We start from the raw sequence: 14,635 nt of genomic DNA, 5'->3' as shown, positions 1-14,635 counted from the left end.
TGGGAAAACTGGTTTGATCTTCCAACTTACCAGGATGATTTAGAGAGGATTAAATCGTAAGCAACATCCTCTCCCTCCGCAGTGGCGATGTCTTGGAGAGAAGAAAATCAAGATCGCAATGTGCGTCCAAATCAATTATGAGAAACCCATTAGTTAATACCCGTCAGTATGCGAGGTCCGTAGCACTAAATCTCCAGAAAAAAATTGGATTGTTTCCTCGTGAATTCTGTCTGATTACCGGATCCCCTCGATCAGGTACTTCAGCATTGGTGAGATGGCTGGGTATGCAAAGACAGATTTCCGCCTTTCCAGAATCGCGTATTCTAATCAGCGCTCATCGTTTTTTGGAAGAAGCTTGTCGATTCCAAAACCTTGAAAAGGAGATCTGGCGAATCGAAGCATTGGCGCGGAAATTGGTATTTGAATATTACATCGATTCGCGCCTGAGCGTGGGGAAGCGTCTAATAGTAGATAAAGAGCCGTTGGAGCCCATTGCTTTTCCAATGCGCGACTATGAAAAATTCATAATTAATGTTGGAAAAATCATTCCTGGCGCAAAAATCCTTTTTGCAATTCGGGACCCCTTAGCGACCATCTGGTCTATGTCTCGGCGAACATGGGGCGAATCTTTGACCGAACCTCAACGGCGTCGATTTACACTGGATGAATATATCGAAGATTGGAATATGTGCGCCGAACTGGTTCTAGAAAATTACTTTGCTCCGAATATTTATGTTGTTCAATTTGGTCGGTTGATAAACGACTCGGTAAATGAATCAAGGCGGATTTTTGATTTTCTTGGTATTCGTGATGGTGTTCCGTTCGAGCCACGTGAAACAAATGAAATCAATTTTAATAATGAAGAGCGCGAAAAAATATTGACAGCTGTTGCTAAACAGGTTGAAAGACTCAAGACTAAGGGTATTAATGATTTATCCTGAATGCTGCCATGAATTTTCTGTTCGAACTCTCATTGAAGGTTACCTTGAAACCTCAACCTAATACAGAGTCGAAAACCAGAATGAATTTGTGCTCCCTGTGTGCCCTTTGGTCAATTTGATCATCATAAATGGCTAGATTTGGATACTTGTTGTAACTGCCCCAACGAAAGCGAATCGGATGTTTGGACAAAAAATTTCCCAATATGTTCCATCTATGCAAGTCATAATGCAATTATTGGCTGCCATTCTTATTGGGCTTGCCATAGGATATGGATCTCTGGAATTTACTCCTACAGTTGTATTTGGTCTGTTGGTGGTGTTCCTGCTGTTATTTATCGTGCTTAAACGGCCTGAAATTGCATTGGTTGGGATTTTAATTTTAACGTCCAGTATCCTGTTTGAAGACCAAATGCCGAGAATTTCATTTGGTATTAGCATCCACCTTTCTGATATCCTCCTGTTTGGGATGCTTGGGTTGACGGTAATTCGTTACTTGGTGGAGAGGAAATTTGCCCCTTTTAGAACACCGCTCGATGTCCCACTCCTGATCTTCATTGGGGTTACGATAGTATCCACATTGATAGCCATTTTTCAATTGTCAGTGGAACCCGAATTGGCAAGAAGATCCATTCGTGTGTTTTCATATTACTTGACATTCTTTATTGTTACTCAACTTGTGCGCGAGACGCATCAATTAAAATTATTACTGACCTGCATATTATTGATAGCAGTTGTGGTTTCGTTGGCCATGGTGGCACAGTTTATTTTGGGAAGTTCGATCCAGATTTTACCTGGGCGTGTGGAAGCGCTGGTCACCCAAGATACTACCTTTGATGATATTACTCGAATACTTCCCCCGGGCTGGTCTACAATTATGGTCTCGTTTATGGTGATAGTTTGCCTTCTTGCGGAAGATAAACCGCAATTGCGGGTAGCGTATTATCTGTTTCTATTGCTAATATTTGGACTTGCACTAGTATTGACATTTCTTCGCAGTTATTGGGGTGCAATAACAGGGGTCATCGTCCTTTGGATGGTCATGTTGAAAGGCGACGAACGCAGCCGGTTTTTTTCCGGTGTGTTGTCTTTAATATTCATTGGGACAATTATCTTGTTGCTTGTGTTTGTCGATCCTGAATCGCGGGCAGCACGTTTAGTGTACGCTTCCATGGATCGCTTTGCCACTTTGGGTGAAGTGGATACATTTCAAGGCGCCGATAGTTCATTAAATTGGCGAATTATCGAAAATCAATATGCCTATGTTGCTATTTCCGAGCATCCTCTGATCGGATTGGGAATGGGGACCCCCTATCGCCCGTTGGATTATCGCCTGGATTACAGGAATGCGGATGGCACAATAACAAGTGGAAGCAGTTTTATTCATAACGGGCATTTACGGATTCTGATTCAATCCGGAATCCTTGGCTATTTTAGTTTTGTATGGTTAACTGGGTTGTTCATGTATCGGGGATTTAAGTTTTGGCGTATCATATATCACGACCAAATGAGAGCAGTCGTCATGGGAAACCTGCTTGTTTATCTGGCAATCCTGATCTCCGCCGTAGCCAATTCCACATTCATGCAATGGCGTTGGACACCGCTGCTGGGCATGATGTTCGGGATCAACGAGGTCATTTATCGGTTTTATTTGCCGGCTTTCGAATCGCTCGCGACGGAAAATGCGAATTAAAATAATCGTATAAGAGATAAAATGATTGATATCGCAAATAAAATCCGAAAATTTCGCCAAAAATTACCGTTCCAGGCTCAAAAGGGGTTTCGGTGGATTAAGTTTGCATTTTCGAAGCATCCTCTTTGGGATCATCCCGAGTTCATCCGATATTTGGATTGGCTGGAGCAGACCCAATGGTGGACCGAACAACAATTTGAAGAATATCAAATCGAGCGACTGACCGCGCTGGTTCATCAAGCGTATGAGAATGTCCCTTATTACAAACGTACTTTTGATCAGCATCACCTCAGACCCGGGGATATTAAGACTCTTTCCGACTTGCAAAAACTACCAATCTTGACCAAAGACGACGTACGAAAAAATCTTGAAGATTTGGTAGCGCGGAATGTTGACCGCTCAACACTCGCCTACCGCACGACGAGCGGATCCACCGGAGTTCCCCTAGGCGTATATCAGGATAAGGAAACTTCTTATTTGCACGAATTGGCCTATGTATACAGGCAAAGACGCTGGGCTGGCTGGAAATTTGGAGACCCGTACCTGGTCTTGCGCGGCAATGCGCCTCCAGAAGAGGGATCCGATGGCAAACCCTGCCTGCATTCATATAACCTTCAAAATAACGCGCTTTTTTTATCGTCCTATGAAATGACGGAAGAGAATATGTTTCTGTATCAGAAATTGATCGAGGGGTTCAAACCAAAATTTGTTCATGGCGACTCCTCCTCAATGGAAATTTTCTCTCGGTTCATGAAGCGGAACGCAATTAAAAATGTAACGATCAGGGCGATCTTTTTAGGATCGCAGACCATCCTGCCTCACCAGCGCAAATTCATTACCGAGACATTTGAATGTCCGGTATATTGTAGGTATGGCATGACTGAAAAAACTACGGATGCCGTCGATTGTGAAAAACACCGAGGATATCATGTCGGCATGGAATATGGAGTCTTTCAACTTCTTGACCAGGAAAATAACCCCATCTCCCGACCTGGAATTCCAGGGCGTGTGGTGGGAACTGGTTTCGATACATTTTGTATGCCCTTGATACGATATGCAACCGAGGATGTCGCTGAGTTTGAGGATGAGCCGTGTTATTGTGGCCGGCAATCGACTCTTGTGACGGATTTCAAGGGCAGGTTGGGCGAACTAATTTTCTCGAAGAGTGGTTACATTGTTCCTCTTTCACCGGTCTATGCCAGTATTCATGGAGGCGTAGTGACCAAACTCAGAGAAATTAAATTCATCCAGGAAACTCCGGGTGAATTGATTGTCTGCCTTATCCTTGCTCCGGGATATTCACGACAGGAAGTGGAAAAAGAATTGATTGCCGATATTTACACAAAACTGGACGCGCGGGAATTCAAAATAAAGACCGATTTTGTGAAAGAAATACCACGAGGCGGGCGTGGAAAGCTTGGATTACTCGACCAGCGATTACCTGTCAAACTGGAACATCTCGAGACTTTTGGCAGTAATTACGAAAACCGCCCTTCTGCGCTATAAAGTCGTCATGATGAGACGAAATCAATCTTTATAGCAAATCGATGAATAATCACAGGTTTAATAATAAATGATCAAATCTTTTCTCCGGGATATGCTGATTTACCTGCCGACCAAAGTGTTGCCTGCACTGACCGGATTGATTACGACTCCTATTCTGACCCGTATTTTTCTTCCTGATGAATATGGTGATTGGGCATTGGCATTAGGAGCGACGGATTTTCTTTTTGCCATTGCCATGTCGGGAATTGGCACCGCTGCCTTGCGTTTTTTTCCTGCGTATAAGGTAAAAGACAACCTCAATGGATTCTTTTCCAATGTCCTTGCCATGACCGCAGCGGTAGCCGGGAGCATGAGCATGCTTTCGGCAGCGGGACTTGTCTTGTTTCACGGACAGATCGACAGCGTGCTTTTTCCTCTATTGTGGATCAGTATTCTTATTTTTGCTGTCAACAGTTTCTATACCATATTTATGGAGGTCTTGCGAGTACAACAAAAGAGCGGGCTTTTTACAAAACTTAATCTTACCAACTATTACGGCGGACTTATTTTGGGGTTGATATTTGTGCTCGCCTTTGGTCTGCGCATTGAGGGGTTGATGTATGGAACGGTCCTTGTGCAGATTCTTGCGATTCCCCTGTTGATTCGAGCAACCATGCAGGGAGTGCAGGTTAGCCCGAACCTTCTAGATTCTTCTTCTATGGCGGCGATATGGTCTTTCGCCTGGCCGCTTGCGTTTGGAAATACCGCTTTCTGGGGGCTTCGGCTTTCGGACCGTTTCGTGATTGAATTTTTCCGGCCGGGTATCGAGGTTGGGTTATATTCCGCTGTGTATAATATTTCCGACCGCACGATCAACTTGGCAGTTACTCTTTTTTTAATGAGCCTCGGACCCGCGGTGGCTAATTCATGGGAGGCTCAGGGGCGCGAAAATACGGAACGCTTGATCACCCGTCTTACTCGTTTGTTTCTAATTATTTGCCTGCCGGTTACGGTGGGACTAACTTGCCTTGCCTTGCCTTTCATTACGCTGCTGACAGGCGAAGCTTACCATGAAGGATATCGTATCGTCGGTTTTGTCGCATTCTCCACATTTGCCTGGGGACTTTCTCGCATTGCTTGTTGGGGTCTTATCCTCAATAATAAAACCTTCCGATTTGCCGTGAACCAATTACTGGCCGGGGCACTTAATATCGGGCTTAACATCTTGCTTGTGCCAGTTTATGGTTACGTTGTCGCGGCTGTCACAACCCTGATAGGATATTCCCTTTTACTGGTTTTGCAAGCTTATGCTTCGCGCAAATACCTGACGTGGAGATTACCGGTTGGAACCTTGTTCCGGGTTGGAGGAGCCGCGTTACTAATGGGGGCGACAGTCTATGGGGCAAATGCATTGGATGCTGGGAATTCCGAATTGATCCCGACCTTGGGCAAAATAATCTTAGGCGCATCCGTTTACACCGCCACGCTTTGGGCGTTAGGTGAAATCACAGCCGAAGAAAAAGGTATGGCAAAGCAGTTATTGCTGAAATTGATTCGGGTGGAAAAATGAAATCTCCTTCTTACTACCTGAGACGAATGACAGAGATTGGGATTGGAGGCGTTTTATCGAATGCCTTCCATTCGCTTCGACACAAGACCCGGGTTGGGTCGCAATCCATTTGGTGGGGAATACGCTCCAGGCGTTCATTGGGTGATATTGAATTCCTTTCGAAGACGGCGGGAAAATGGGACTCTGTTCAATCACTACTGCGCCATCTTGCAAGCCGGTCTGGTAGCTCCTTTATCTTTCCCCACGACGCGCACGTTGCATCCGTTGCCCTCTTCAAGGAAAAAAATCCTGAATACGTTGCCGATGTGATTTCAACTGCCGACGCAATTTGTAGAAATGAAATTCACCTCCTTGGCCGGGTATACCACTTCCCACAGGGCGTGGATTGGCATACCGACCCTGTAACGGGATTCCGCTGGCCTTTTTGGCATCGCAGTCGGTACTCTTCATATCTCTATTCTGCCCGTCGCCCCGCGGACCTCATCGTCTATTGGGAACTCAACAGGCATCATTTTTTAATTACTCTTGGAATCGCCTATTGGCTTACCAACGAGCGGCGGTACATTGACGCATTCTGCGGACTAGTGGAAAGCTGGGTCGAGAAAAATCCGCTGCAGCATGGGATGAACTGGTACTATCCACTTGAGGTATCCATCCGCCTGCTGGCATGGACGGCAGCATTTCAATTTTTCCGCGCGTCTCCCGTATTTATGGAAAGATGTGGGTCCGCTTTTATTAAAAGCCTTTGGCAGCAGACCGATTTTCTAAGCGGATATTTGCAGAACACGCGCACCAAAAAAGACGTGCCAAACAATCATCTGATTGCCGAATTGTCCGGCCTTTTTCTGGTGGCATCATCCTTCCCTGAATTTGGCAACTCACAAACCTGGCAGGAGACTGCTTTGCATTTCATTCTTCAGCAAGCAGGGGAACAAATGCACGAAGATGGGATGCACAAGGAGCAGGCCATTGGGTACCACCGCTTTGTGCTTGAATTATTATTGCTGGTATTTATTCGTACTAAAAGAGACTCCTTGCCTATTCAGTTCGATCTCGCTCCTGTGCTGGAAAAAATGTTCGATTATTTATTGTTCAGCATAACCCCCGCCGGCACGGTCCCCGCTTGGGGCGACTCAGATTATGGCAAAGCGTTGGGGCTGGGACTCGAAAAAGACTTTTGGGATGTCCGCCCGCTTCTTTCGACTGGCGCTTTGTTATTCAACAGGGCAGATATGAAATATGTCGCGCAAAACCTCGACCCTGAAACGTTATGGATTCTCGGACCAAACGCTTCTAATGAGTGGGACTCCCTCCATGCACGCGCGCCTATGGCCGCTTCGGGGCATTTTCCGCATGGCGGCATGTATATCATCCGCGACTCGTGGTCTCGCGATACCGATGTGGCATATTTCCGCTGTGGACCCTTTGGTTTGGGCGGCGCGGGATATAGCGCTCATGCCCATTGCGACATGCTCAGCCTTGTGCTATGGATTAGCGGCGAACCCTTGCTTGTCGATTCTGGAACTTACATGTATTCCGGGGAATGGCGTGGTCATTTCCGCCTGACCCATTCCCACAATACGGTGATGGTGGATGGTGTTCAACAAGGCGACCCAAAACGATTTTTTGGCTGGACGCGCGTCATCGATGCGAAATGCGACAGTTGGGATGGTAACACCGTATCCGGCAGTATGATTCCTGTCAGCGGCGTGAAACTGAGCCGGAGAATTTCCCACCCCCAACTACGGGTTTGGGAATTGATGGATAAGGCCAACTGCAAGGAAAGAGGTGTACATCGTCTTGAATGGTTCTTTCATTTCGCACCCGGATTGGAAGTCGTGCCGAAAGAAAATAATTTCTCCATTGTTAAGAATTCGATGCCGATTGGTACGATCTTGGCTCCTGATAGGGGAGTGCGGCTCGTAATAAAGAACGCCTGGTTTTCATATAATTATGGAGTGAAATTGCCTAACACGCAAGTATATGCCGTCTGGGAAGGCGAATTGACCGGGACCGACACTGAATTTCACTGGCGCTTCGACTTTACCCCTGTCGGTGTGGCTGGCAAAGGAGAATCCAATGCAGAACCAGCGTGAAGATGCGATGAAAAAAGTTCTGATAATCAGCCGCGCTTTTCCGCCGTTCTTTCCAGTGGGCTATTCCATACGCGCTGCGAAATTCATCAAATACCTGCCTTCATTGGGGTGGTTGCCTTCCGTTCTAACTGTGGATGAAGATAAAGAATATGAGACCCTGCGGCGGGTGGGTAGCGAGGCGCTGCTTTCCGAGATTCCCGAGGGCGTGGCCATTCATCGTACCTATCCCGGCGAACCGTCGGTTGAGTATTTGGAAAAAGAAAGAAGATTTGGAAAGAGGAACCGGATTGCCGGGCTTGTCGCTAAAATATTGGGAAGTGCACGCCGCTGGATGTTCCGCTCGCTTCTGCCGGACCGACAGTTGACCTGGCTTCCGTTTGCTGTTCGCGCTGGACGGAGAATTATTAAAAAAGACAGGATTGATCTCATCTTTGCCACATGCCCGCCATTTTCCGACGCGCTGATCGGCGCCTGTCTGCGAGTTTTGACCGGCAAGCGGCTTGTTCTCGACTTCCGCGACGATTGGATCGAAACACCTTGGTATTTCTCGAAACCGTACCCGATTCGCGCCATCGAAAGTCTTATGGAACGCTGGGTTGTGAGCCTCGCGGATAAGGTGATCCTGGTAACGGAATGGAGCCGAAAAGCGTTTGTCGCGCGTTATCCCTCCCAGCCGACCGAGAAATTTATCTTCATTCCAAACGGCTGTGACTTGAAGGATTTCGAAGTTGTACAAGCGATGGAAGCGCCGGTGAATCCGAAATTTCGCATCGTTCATGCTGGTTCATTGAACGACTCGAAGCTTTGGGCAAGAAATCCCCGCGGTTTTTTTGAGGCTATATGCCATGTACTAGAGAAACAACCGCGGCTGGCAGATCGCATTTCGCTCGAATTTGCAGGCGATTTTACGGTCAATCACCGCGAAATGGCAAAGAAAATGGGGCTTGCCAATGTGATTAAAGAGCACGGGCACCTAAAGCACGCCGACGTTCTCCGGCTGATGAAATCGGCGGATCTTTTGATGGCGATGAATTACGAAGACTTTGCCACGTTGATCCCCGGAAAGATATATGAATATTGGGCGGTAGGGAATGCGCCTATTCTCCTCCTAAGTTGCAACGGCGCCGGGCAGGAACTGCTCGAAGCCAGAAAGTTGGGTGTAACGGTTGCTCCGGACGATGTGGATGGAATCGAACGCGCGATTCAAACTATGTTCGACCAATATGAGCAGGGCAAACCCGTAAAGATCTCCCCATCCGGCATCGAGGAATATGATCGCAAGGCACTTGCAGAGAAACTGGCACGGATTTTTTCTGGTATGTTTTCGCCAAACTAAACTTTGGAGAAATGGATAACAAAAACAGGATGAACGACAGGAAAACAGATATCCTCCCCAATTTTTTGGTAATCGGAGCGTTCAAGTCAGGAACGAATTCCTTGTATCACTATTTGGAAGCACATCCGCAGGTTTTTATGTGCCCCGCCAATGAACCGAGTTTCTTTGCTTTCGAAGGGAAGAAAATGAGCGGCGGCCGCTGGGCAGAGGGTGTGGTGACGAATTTCGAAGATTATAAAAGGCTTTTCGCCGGAGCTCGGGATGAGATTGCCATTGGCGAAGTTTCTCCCACCTACCTTGTTAGTTTGGAAGCACCCGGGCGAATTAAACATTATTTGCCTGGTGTCAAGTTGATTGCCATCCTGCGCCACCCTGTCGACCGAGCGTACTCTCAATGGCAGATGGAATACCGTCAAGGTAATGAAAAAATAACCGATTTTACCGAGGCGATCAAAGTGACTAAAGTTCTTTCAGACGGCACCAGCCGCCGACGCTTTGTGGCGGGCAGTTTGTATTATCAACTTTTGAAGAAATATTATGCCATGTTCGACCCTTCGCAGATATGCGTGTTATTGTTCGACCGCCTTTCCACCGACCGGGAGGGTTTGGTGAGGAAACTGTATGGTTTCTTGAACGTCGATTCTTTGTTCGTTCCCTCAAATCTCGACGTCCGTTTCAACGAAGGCGGTGGCTTGCCACGCAGCAAGGCTGGCAGATTTTTTCTCCAAAAGATTTTTCCCGCTCTTTCGGGACTCAAGTTTTTGGCGCCGAAGGGATTGCGCGAAAGATTCGTTGCCCAGACGCGGCGACAGCTATTGGCGAAACCGCCGGAACTTGCTCCCGAACTCCGAGCTGAGTTATCGGTGTTTTTCAAAGATGATATCTTGCTTCTTCAGGATCTGATAAACGAAGATCTCTCTATGTGGCTGAACTGATGTAAATTCATATTCGACGGCTTGCCCACAAACCCAATATGCGCATTTTGCTAATTTCTAACAACCTTCCCTACCCGCCAAATTCCGGCTTTCCATTGCGGGTGTATAACCTTCTTTACCGGATAGCCGGGGAGCATGACGTTTGGCTTGCCGCGTTTACCACCGGTCAAGAAGATCCAGCCGATATTGAACACTTGCGTGATATTTGCCGCGAGGTTGTTACAGTTCCCATTTCGCGTCAGGCTGCGCTGACAAATCCGCTACAGGTAGCGCGCTATTTTTTCAAGGGCATTCCGCCCACCTTGATAGCCTATGAGTCGAAGCAATTCGTGGATAAAATTTTGGATATGATTTCCCGTGTCGATTTTGACGTCATCCAGATCGAAGACTCGCACATGAGTTTTTACCTGGATTATCTGCCCGAGGCGGTTCGCGCAAAGACCTTTCTGACCTTTCACGATGTGAACTTTATCAAGCACGAGAAGATGAGCCAGGTAGAACCAAGGCGTGCTCGAAAATTACGGACCTGGCTTCACAGCCGCATGATGCGTGATTGGGAACCTTTCCAGGCTCAGCGATTTACCCATTGCATCACCATGTCCCAATCCGACAAGGATTTGTTGTTGGCGTCCAATCCTGGATTGAAAATAACCGTTTTACCGAACGGCGTGGATACGCAGCGGTACGCTCCCCTGCCTTTTCCTGAGACCACGAACCGCTTGATTTTTGTCGGGAATATGGCTTATCGTCCCAACATTGACGCTGTAACAAATTTTTGCCGCAAGATCTATCCGATCATCAAAGGGCATTATCCAAAAATCGAATTTTGGATTGTAGGCAAAGATCCAACTTCAGAAGTGACACGCTTTGTCGGAAATGGAGTCCATGTTACTGGGCGGGTTGATGATCTGCTCCCGTATTATAAAGATAGTATCATTTGTGTTGTCCCATTGCGGGCCGGAGGGGGTACGCGCCTCAAAATCCTTGAAGCGATGGCGCTTGGACGACCTGTGGTAACTACTGCCATCGGCTGCGAGGGGCTTGACGTCAGAAACGGCGAGCATCTCTTCATTGCGGACACACCTGGATTGTTTGCCGAGCATATCCTTAATCTTCTTAAGAACAAACGACAATGGGTGGAGATAACTCGTCGGGCGCGCGAGTTGGTGGTGGAACGTTATGACTGGGATCTAATCGCGCAAAAACACATCCAACTCTATGATACAACTTGCAATCGAAACTTGAGGACAATAGCGTAATGAACAGCCCAATTCATAAATTGTTATGGGTGGCGCCCGGCAATCCTGAAAAAAGCCTGGACTCGGCAACAATGCTCGATACCAGCAGGGAATTGAATCGTTCCGGTTGGGAAGTGACTCTAATTGTCGTGGGGGACGGTAAAACAAAGATGTTGAAGGGTGTTCAACTTTACTGTATACACAGACCCGAGATCTACCTCCTGCGTCAGCTTGTTTTTCACATTCGTGCCCTTTCTTTCATTTATAGCCGACTGAATTCAGTTGATGTTGTCCTTTTCCATTCCATGTCCGCCCCTTGGATGCTTCCGCTGGCAATATTGTTGCGCCTTCAGAAACGCCATCTGCCTGCCCTCGTAATGGATACCCGGACGGTGGATATGGCTCCTGCATCTCGCGGACGATGGAAAGATACCATCCGTCGCAACTATCACTCTTTCATAGAAAAAAGTGTGAATTTTTGGGTGGATGGCCGTCTAGCCATTACTCCCCGCATGGCGGAATACGTCGGGATTCCTTGTGAAAAACTTTGGGGCGTTTGGCCTTCCGGCGTGGACGCAGAATTATTCCACCCAGCACGATCCTCGAGAACCTGGCCAGATGGTGATAAGACAGTCCAATTGATATATGTAGGGATATTGAACTACGAGCGTAACCTTATGAACTTGAGTAGTGCTGTAGTGAAGGCAAACACTGAAGGCATGTCAATGGTTCTTTCTCTGGTGGGAGATGGCAACCAAAAAGAAGAACTTGAAAAATATGCCAGTGAAACGAATGGTTGTGTGCGTGTATTGCCACGCGTGGATCATGCTCAGGTTCCCGGCGTGTTGAGCAGGGCTCATATCGGTGTGCTTCCCTTCCCGGATGAAGAAAAATTTCAAGTTAGCAGCCCTATCAAACTTTTTGAATACATGGCATCTGGATTGCCAATTCTTGCAACTCGGATCGCCTGTCACACCGATGTCATCGGCAATGGCGATTATGTGATTTGGATGGAAGGCTCGGACGAGGATAATTTATTAGCGGCTCTTCGCAAGGTATGGAAGAAATCAGGCGAGTTGAACGAGATGGGCAGACGCGCTGCTCTTGCCTCTTCTGCTTGGACATGGAGCGAGTCTGCTCGTAAGCTGAGAACGGCACTGGAGAATGGACTTACAGCCCTTGGAATCACAAGTCTTGAGAGAATTAAAGATGGATAATAAGGGTTATTTTCTTTTTTCGCTCGATACGGAACTTGCTTGGGGATATTTCGATCAATATCTTTTAGGCAGATTTTCCGAGGATGGCGTTTGGGAACGCAAAGCCATCCGCCGTCTGTTGGATATTTTCGACGAGTTCGATATTTCAGCCACTTGGGCAGTGGTGGGACATATGTTTTACGCCTCCTGCGAAAAATGCGAAATTTGTCCCGTCTTGGAATGGAAGGGAAAATACTCCAGTTTCGAACATATCTACGATACCGGTAACCAACTTTGGTACGGCGCGGATGTCATTGACCTGCTGCGAGGGCGAGGCGCGAGGCATGAAATCGGCTTTCACGGTTACACTCACAAAGTCTTTGATGAGCGCATAATGACTGAAGAAGAGGCAAAAACGGAGATCTCAGAATGGCAGCGGCTTGCTGCGCGAAAGAACATTACGCCATATTCTGTGGCATTTCCGCGCAACCGGGCGGGGCACTTGAAATCCTTCAAGGATGCCGGGTATATTTGCTACCGCGGAGATGAATTACATCCGGAAGGGTCGCGTTTTACACTTCTTCGAAAAGCCATGAACGTATTCGATTTGATCTTTCAAACGCGGACTCCGCTAGTATATGATCCTATTCTTGACGAAAGCGGGTTGATCAACCTTCCCGCCTCACGCTGGTTATTTGGCATGAATCGCCGGGTGGAGGCGGTGCTCGATGCGGTCGGTCTTGCAAGCCTTCGCATCCGCCCGATGATCCAAGCTGTAAAACGGGCCGCGCGGGAAGGCAAAATCGTTCACATTTGGGCGCATCCTGAAGAGTTCAAAACGGACAGGGATTTTGAGAAGTTACGATTCCTTCTCGGCCAAGTTGCCGGTGAGATAAAAAAGGGCACGATGCAATCCATTACGATGATCGACTTGGCGCGCAAGGCTTATGCTGCTGGCGGTGCGGCGTGAAGCGGACGGCTCATACAGCGAAAGAGACCGTATTGGTTGTGGGACCCGGCCTGGGTCAGGTTGGAGGCGTGGCTACATTTATCGAAATTCTCGCTACCTCTCCCGTCATCGCTGAAAAATATCGCATCCTTCGATTGGATACGACCAGATCCATGCAGGATTTGGGGTTGGAAAACCGTCTCTCGCTGATGAATATAAATTATCTTGTACGGCAGGTCTTTCAATTCCTCGTTGTTAACCTGCGAGAGAAGCCGAGTTTGATTCACGTACAGGTGACGTCGGGGCTGGCGTTTTGGAAGGCTGCAATTTTTATTTTGCTCGGAAAAATCTTCGGTGTGGGAACGGTGGCGCATTTGCATGGCGGCATGTTCGATAAGTATTACGCTTCTTGCAAGCCGTGGACGAAGAAATGGATTGGGCTCGTCTTTGCCTCGTCCGATATTGTGGTTGCCCTGTCTGAAAAATGGCGCCAATTTTTACTTGCGGAAGTAAGCGGCGATTTGCGGATTGAAATCGCCTCGAACCCGGTGGATCGCCAGTTTGCTGAAGCATTGGAGGCGGGACGATCTGCGGCTGCCAATGGCAAAAAAGATATACTTTTTCTTGGCAGCTTGGGTAAACGGAAGGGCGTATTCGATATTTTGCAAGCCGCACCTTGGATTTTCGAGAAGCATCCCGATGCCCGTATCGTCTTTGCCGGGTCAGAGGAAAGCCGGGGCGAAAAACTTCGCATTGATGAACTGTGCCGTGACAAACAGCTTGATAAAAAGGTTGCCTTCGTAGGCGTTGTGACCGGGAAAGAAAAAGTGAGCTTGTTTCAAAACGCCATGATTTATGTTTTACCATCCTATGGCGAAAATCTTCCCTTTTCCTTGTTGGAGGCCATGTCGTTAGGATTGCCTGTTGTGACCACCCCGGTGGGCGCGATTCCCGAAATTGTAAAAGACGGCGAGAACGGGTTTCTCGTCGAACCCGGAGATATTCGTGCACTTGCCTCAAGTTTGGATCGCCTGCTTAGCGACGAGCCATTGAGGCGTGTCATGGCGGCTGCCAACCAGGCGAGGATCAAAGCGGATTTCATGCCGGATGATTCCATGATGCAGATGGACAGAGTCTATAGCCGGGTGTTGCGCGGCGACCCCGCGGTTGACCCACATGTTTGACTATCAGGAGATGAG

The 14,635-nt window shown here is 47.7% G+C and carries 11 protein-coding genes; all 11 read left to right on the top strand.

Translation table 11 applies throughout. From position 1 onward, the window contains the following. Positions 1 to 137: 137 nt before the first annotated feature. The 11 genes from HS100_00970 (at position 138) to HS100_00920 (ending at position 14,620) form a co-directional block, all read left to right on the top strand. Positions 138 to 941: a sulfotransferase gene (locus HS100_00970; GenBank protein ID MBE7432464.1), complete on the top strand. Its 804-nt coding sequence runs from the start codon at positions 138 to 140 to the stop codon at positions 939 to 941. Between the two features lie 235 nt (positions 942 to 1,176). After that, a complete protein-coding gene (locus HS100_00965; protein ID MBE7432463.1) occupies positions 1,177 to 2,631 on the top strand; it encodes an O-antigen ligase family protein in 1,455 nt (484 codons plus the stop codon). A 21-nt stretch (positions 2,632 to 2,652) separates the two neighbouring features. Next, complete coding sequence (locus HS100_00960; GenBank protein MBE7432462.1) at positions 2,653 to 4,137, top strand: phenylacetate--CoA ligase family protein; 1,485 nt, start codon at positions 2,653 to 2,655, stop codon at positions 4,135 to 4,137. A gap of 67 nt (positions 4,138 to 4,204) precedes the next feature. Next, on the top strand, positions 4,205 to 5,686 hold the full coding sequence (locus tag HS100_00955; GenBank protein MBE7432461.1) for a polysaccharide biosynthesis C-terminal domain-containing protein: 1,482 nt from the start codon (positions 4,205 to 4,207) through the stop codon (positions 5,684 to 5,686). Further along, positions 5,683 to 7,782, top strand: coding sequence for an alginate lyase family protein (locus tag HS100_00950; protein MBE7432460.1), 2,100 nt, complete (start codon positions 5,683 to 5,685; stop codon positions 7,780 to 7,782). The genes HS100_00955 and HS100_00950 overlap by 4 nt, the downstream gene beginning before the upstream one ends. Continuing rightward, the gene (locus tag HS100_00945; GenBank protein ID MBE7432459.1) at positions 7,766 to 9,118 is read left to right on the top strand and encodes a glycosyltransferase; all 1,353 of its coding nucleotides are present in this window, start codon (positions 7,766 to 7,768) and stop codon (positions 9,116 to 9,118) included. Before HS100_00950 ends, HS100_00945 begins: the two co-directional genes overlap by 17 nt. Positions 9,119 to 9,129: 11 nt before the next feature. Next, entirely contained in the window at positions 9,130 to 10,053 is a 924-nt protein-coding gene (locus HS100_00940) for a sulfotransferase (protein MBE7432458.1), read from the top strand. Positions 10,054 to 10,091: 38 nt separating this feature from the next. Continuing rightward, positions 10,092 to 11,312, top strand: a complete 1,221-nt coding sequence (locus HS100_00935) for a glycosyltransferase (GenBank protein MBE7432457.1) — start codon at positions 10,092 to 10,094, stop codon at positions 11,310 to 11,312. Continuing rightward, a complete protein-coding gene (locus tag HS100_00930; protein MBE7432456.1) occupies positions 11,312 to 12,508 on the top strand; it encodes a glycosyltransferase in 1,197 nt (398 codons plus the stop codon). The genes HS100_00935 and HS100_00930 overlap by 1 nt, the downstream gene beginning before the upstream one ends. After that, the gene (locus HS100_00925) at positions 12,501 to 13,457 is read left to right on the top strand and encodes a polysaccharide deacetylase family protein (GenBank protein ID MBE7432455.1); all 957 of its coding nucleotides are present in this window, start codon (positions 12,501 to 12,503) and stop codon (positions 13,455 to 13,457) included. The genes HS100_00930 and HS100_00925 overlap by 8 nt, the downstream gene beginning before the upstream one ends. Next, a complete protein-coding gene (locus HS100_00920; protein ID MBE7432454.1) occupies positions 13,454 to 14,620 on the top strand; it encodes a glycosyltransferase family 4 protein in 1,167 nt (388 codons plus the stop codon). The genes HS100_00925 and HS100_00920 overlap by 4 nt, the downstream gene beginning before the upstream one ends. Positions 14,621 to 14,635 lie beyond the last annotated feature (15 nt).

Source organism: Anaerolineales bacterium (assembly GCA_015075725.1).
In the GTDB taxonomy this organism is placed as follows: Bacteria; Chloroflexota; Anaerolineae; order Anaerolineales; family Villigracilaceae; genus Villigracilis.
The sequence above is the reverse complement of the archived record's forward strand: the minus strand, read 5'-3'. Positions and strand labels throughout refer to the sequence as shown.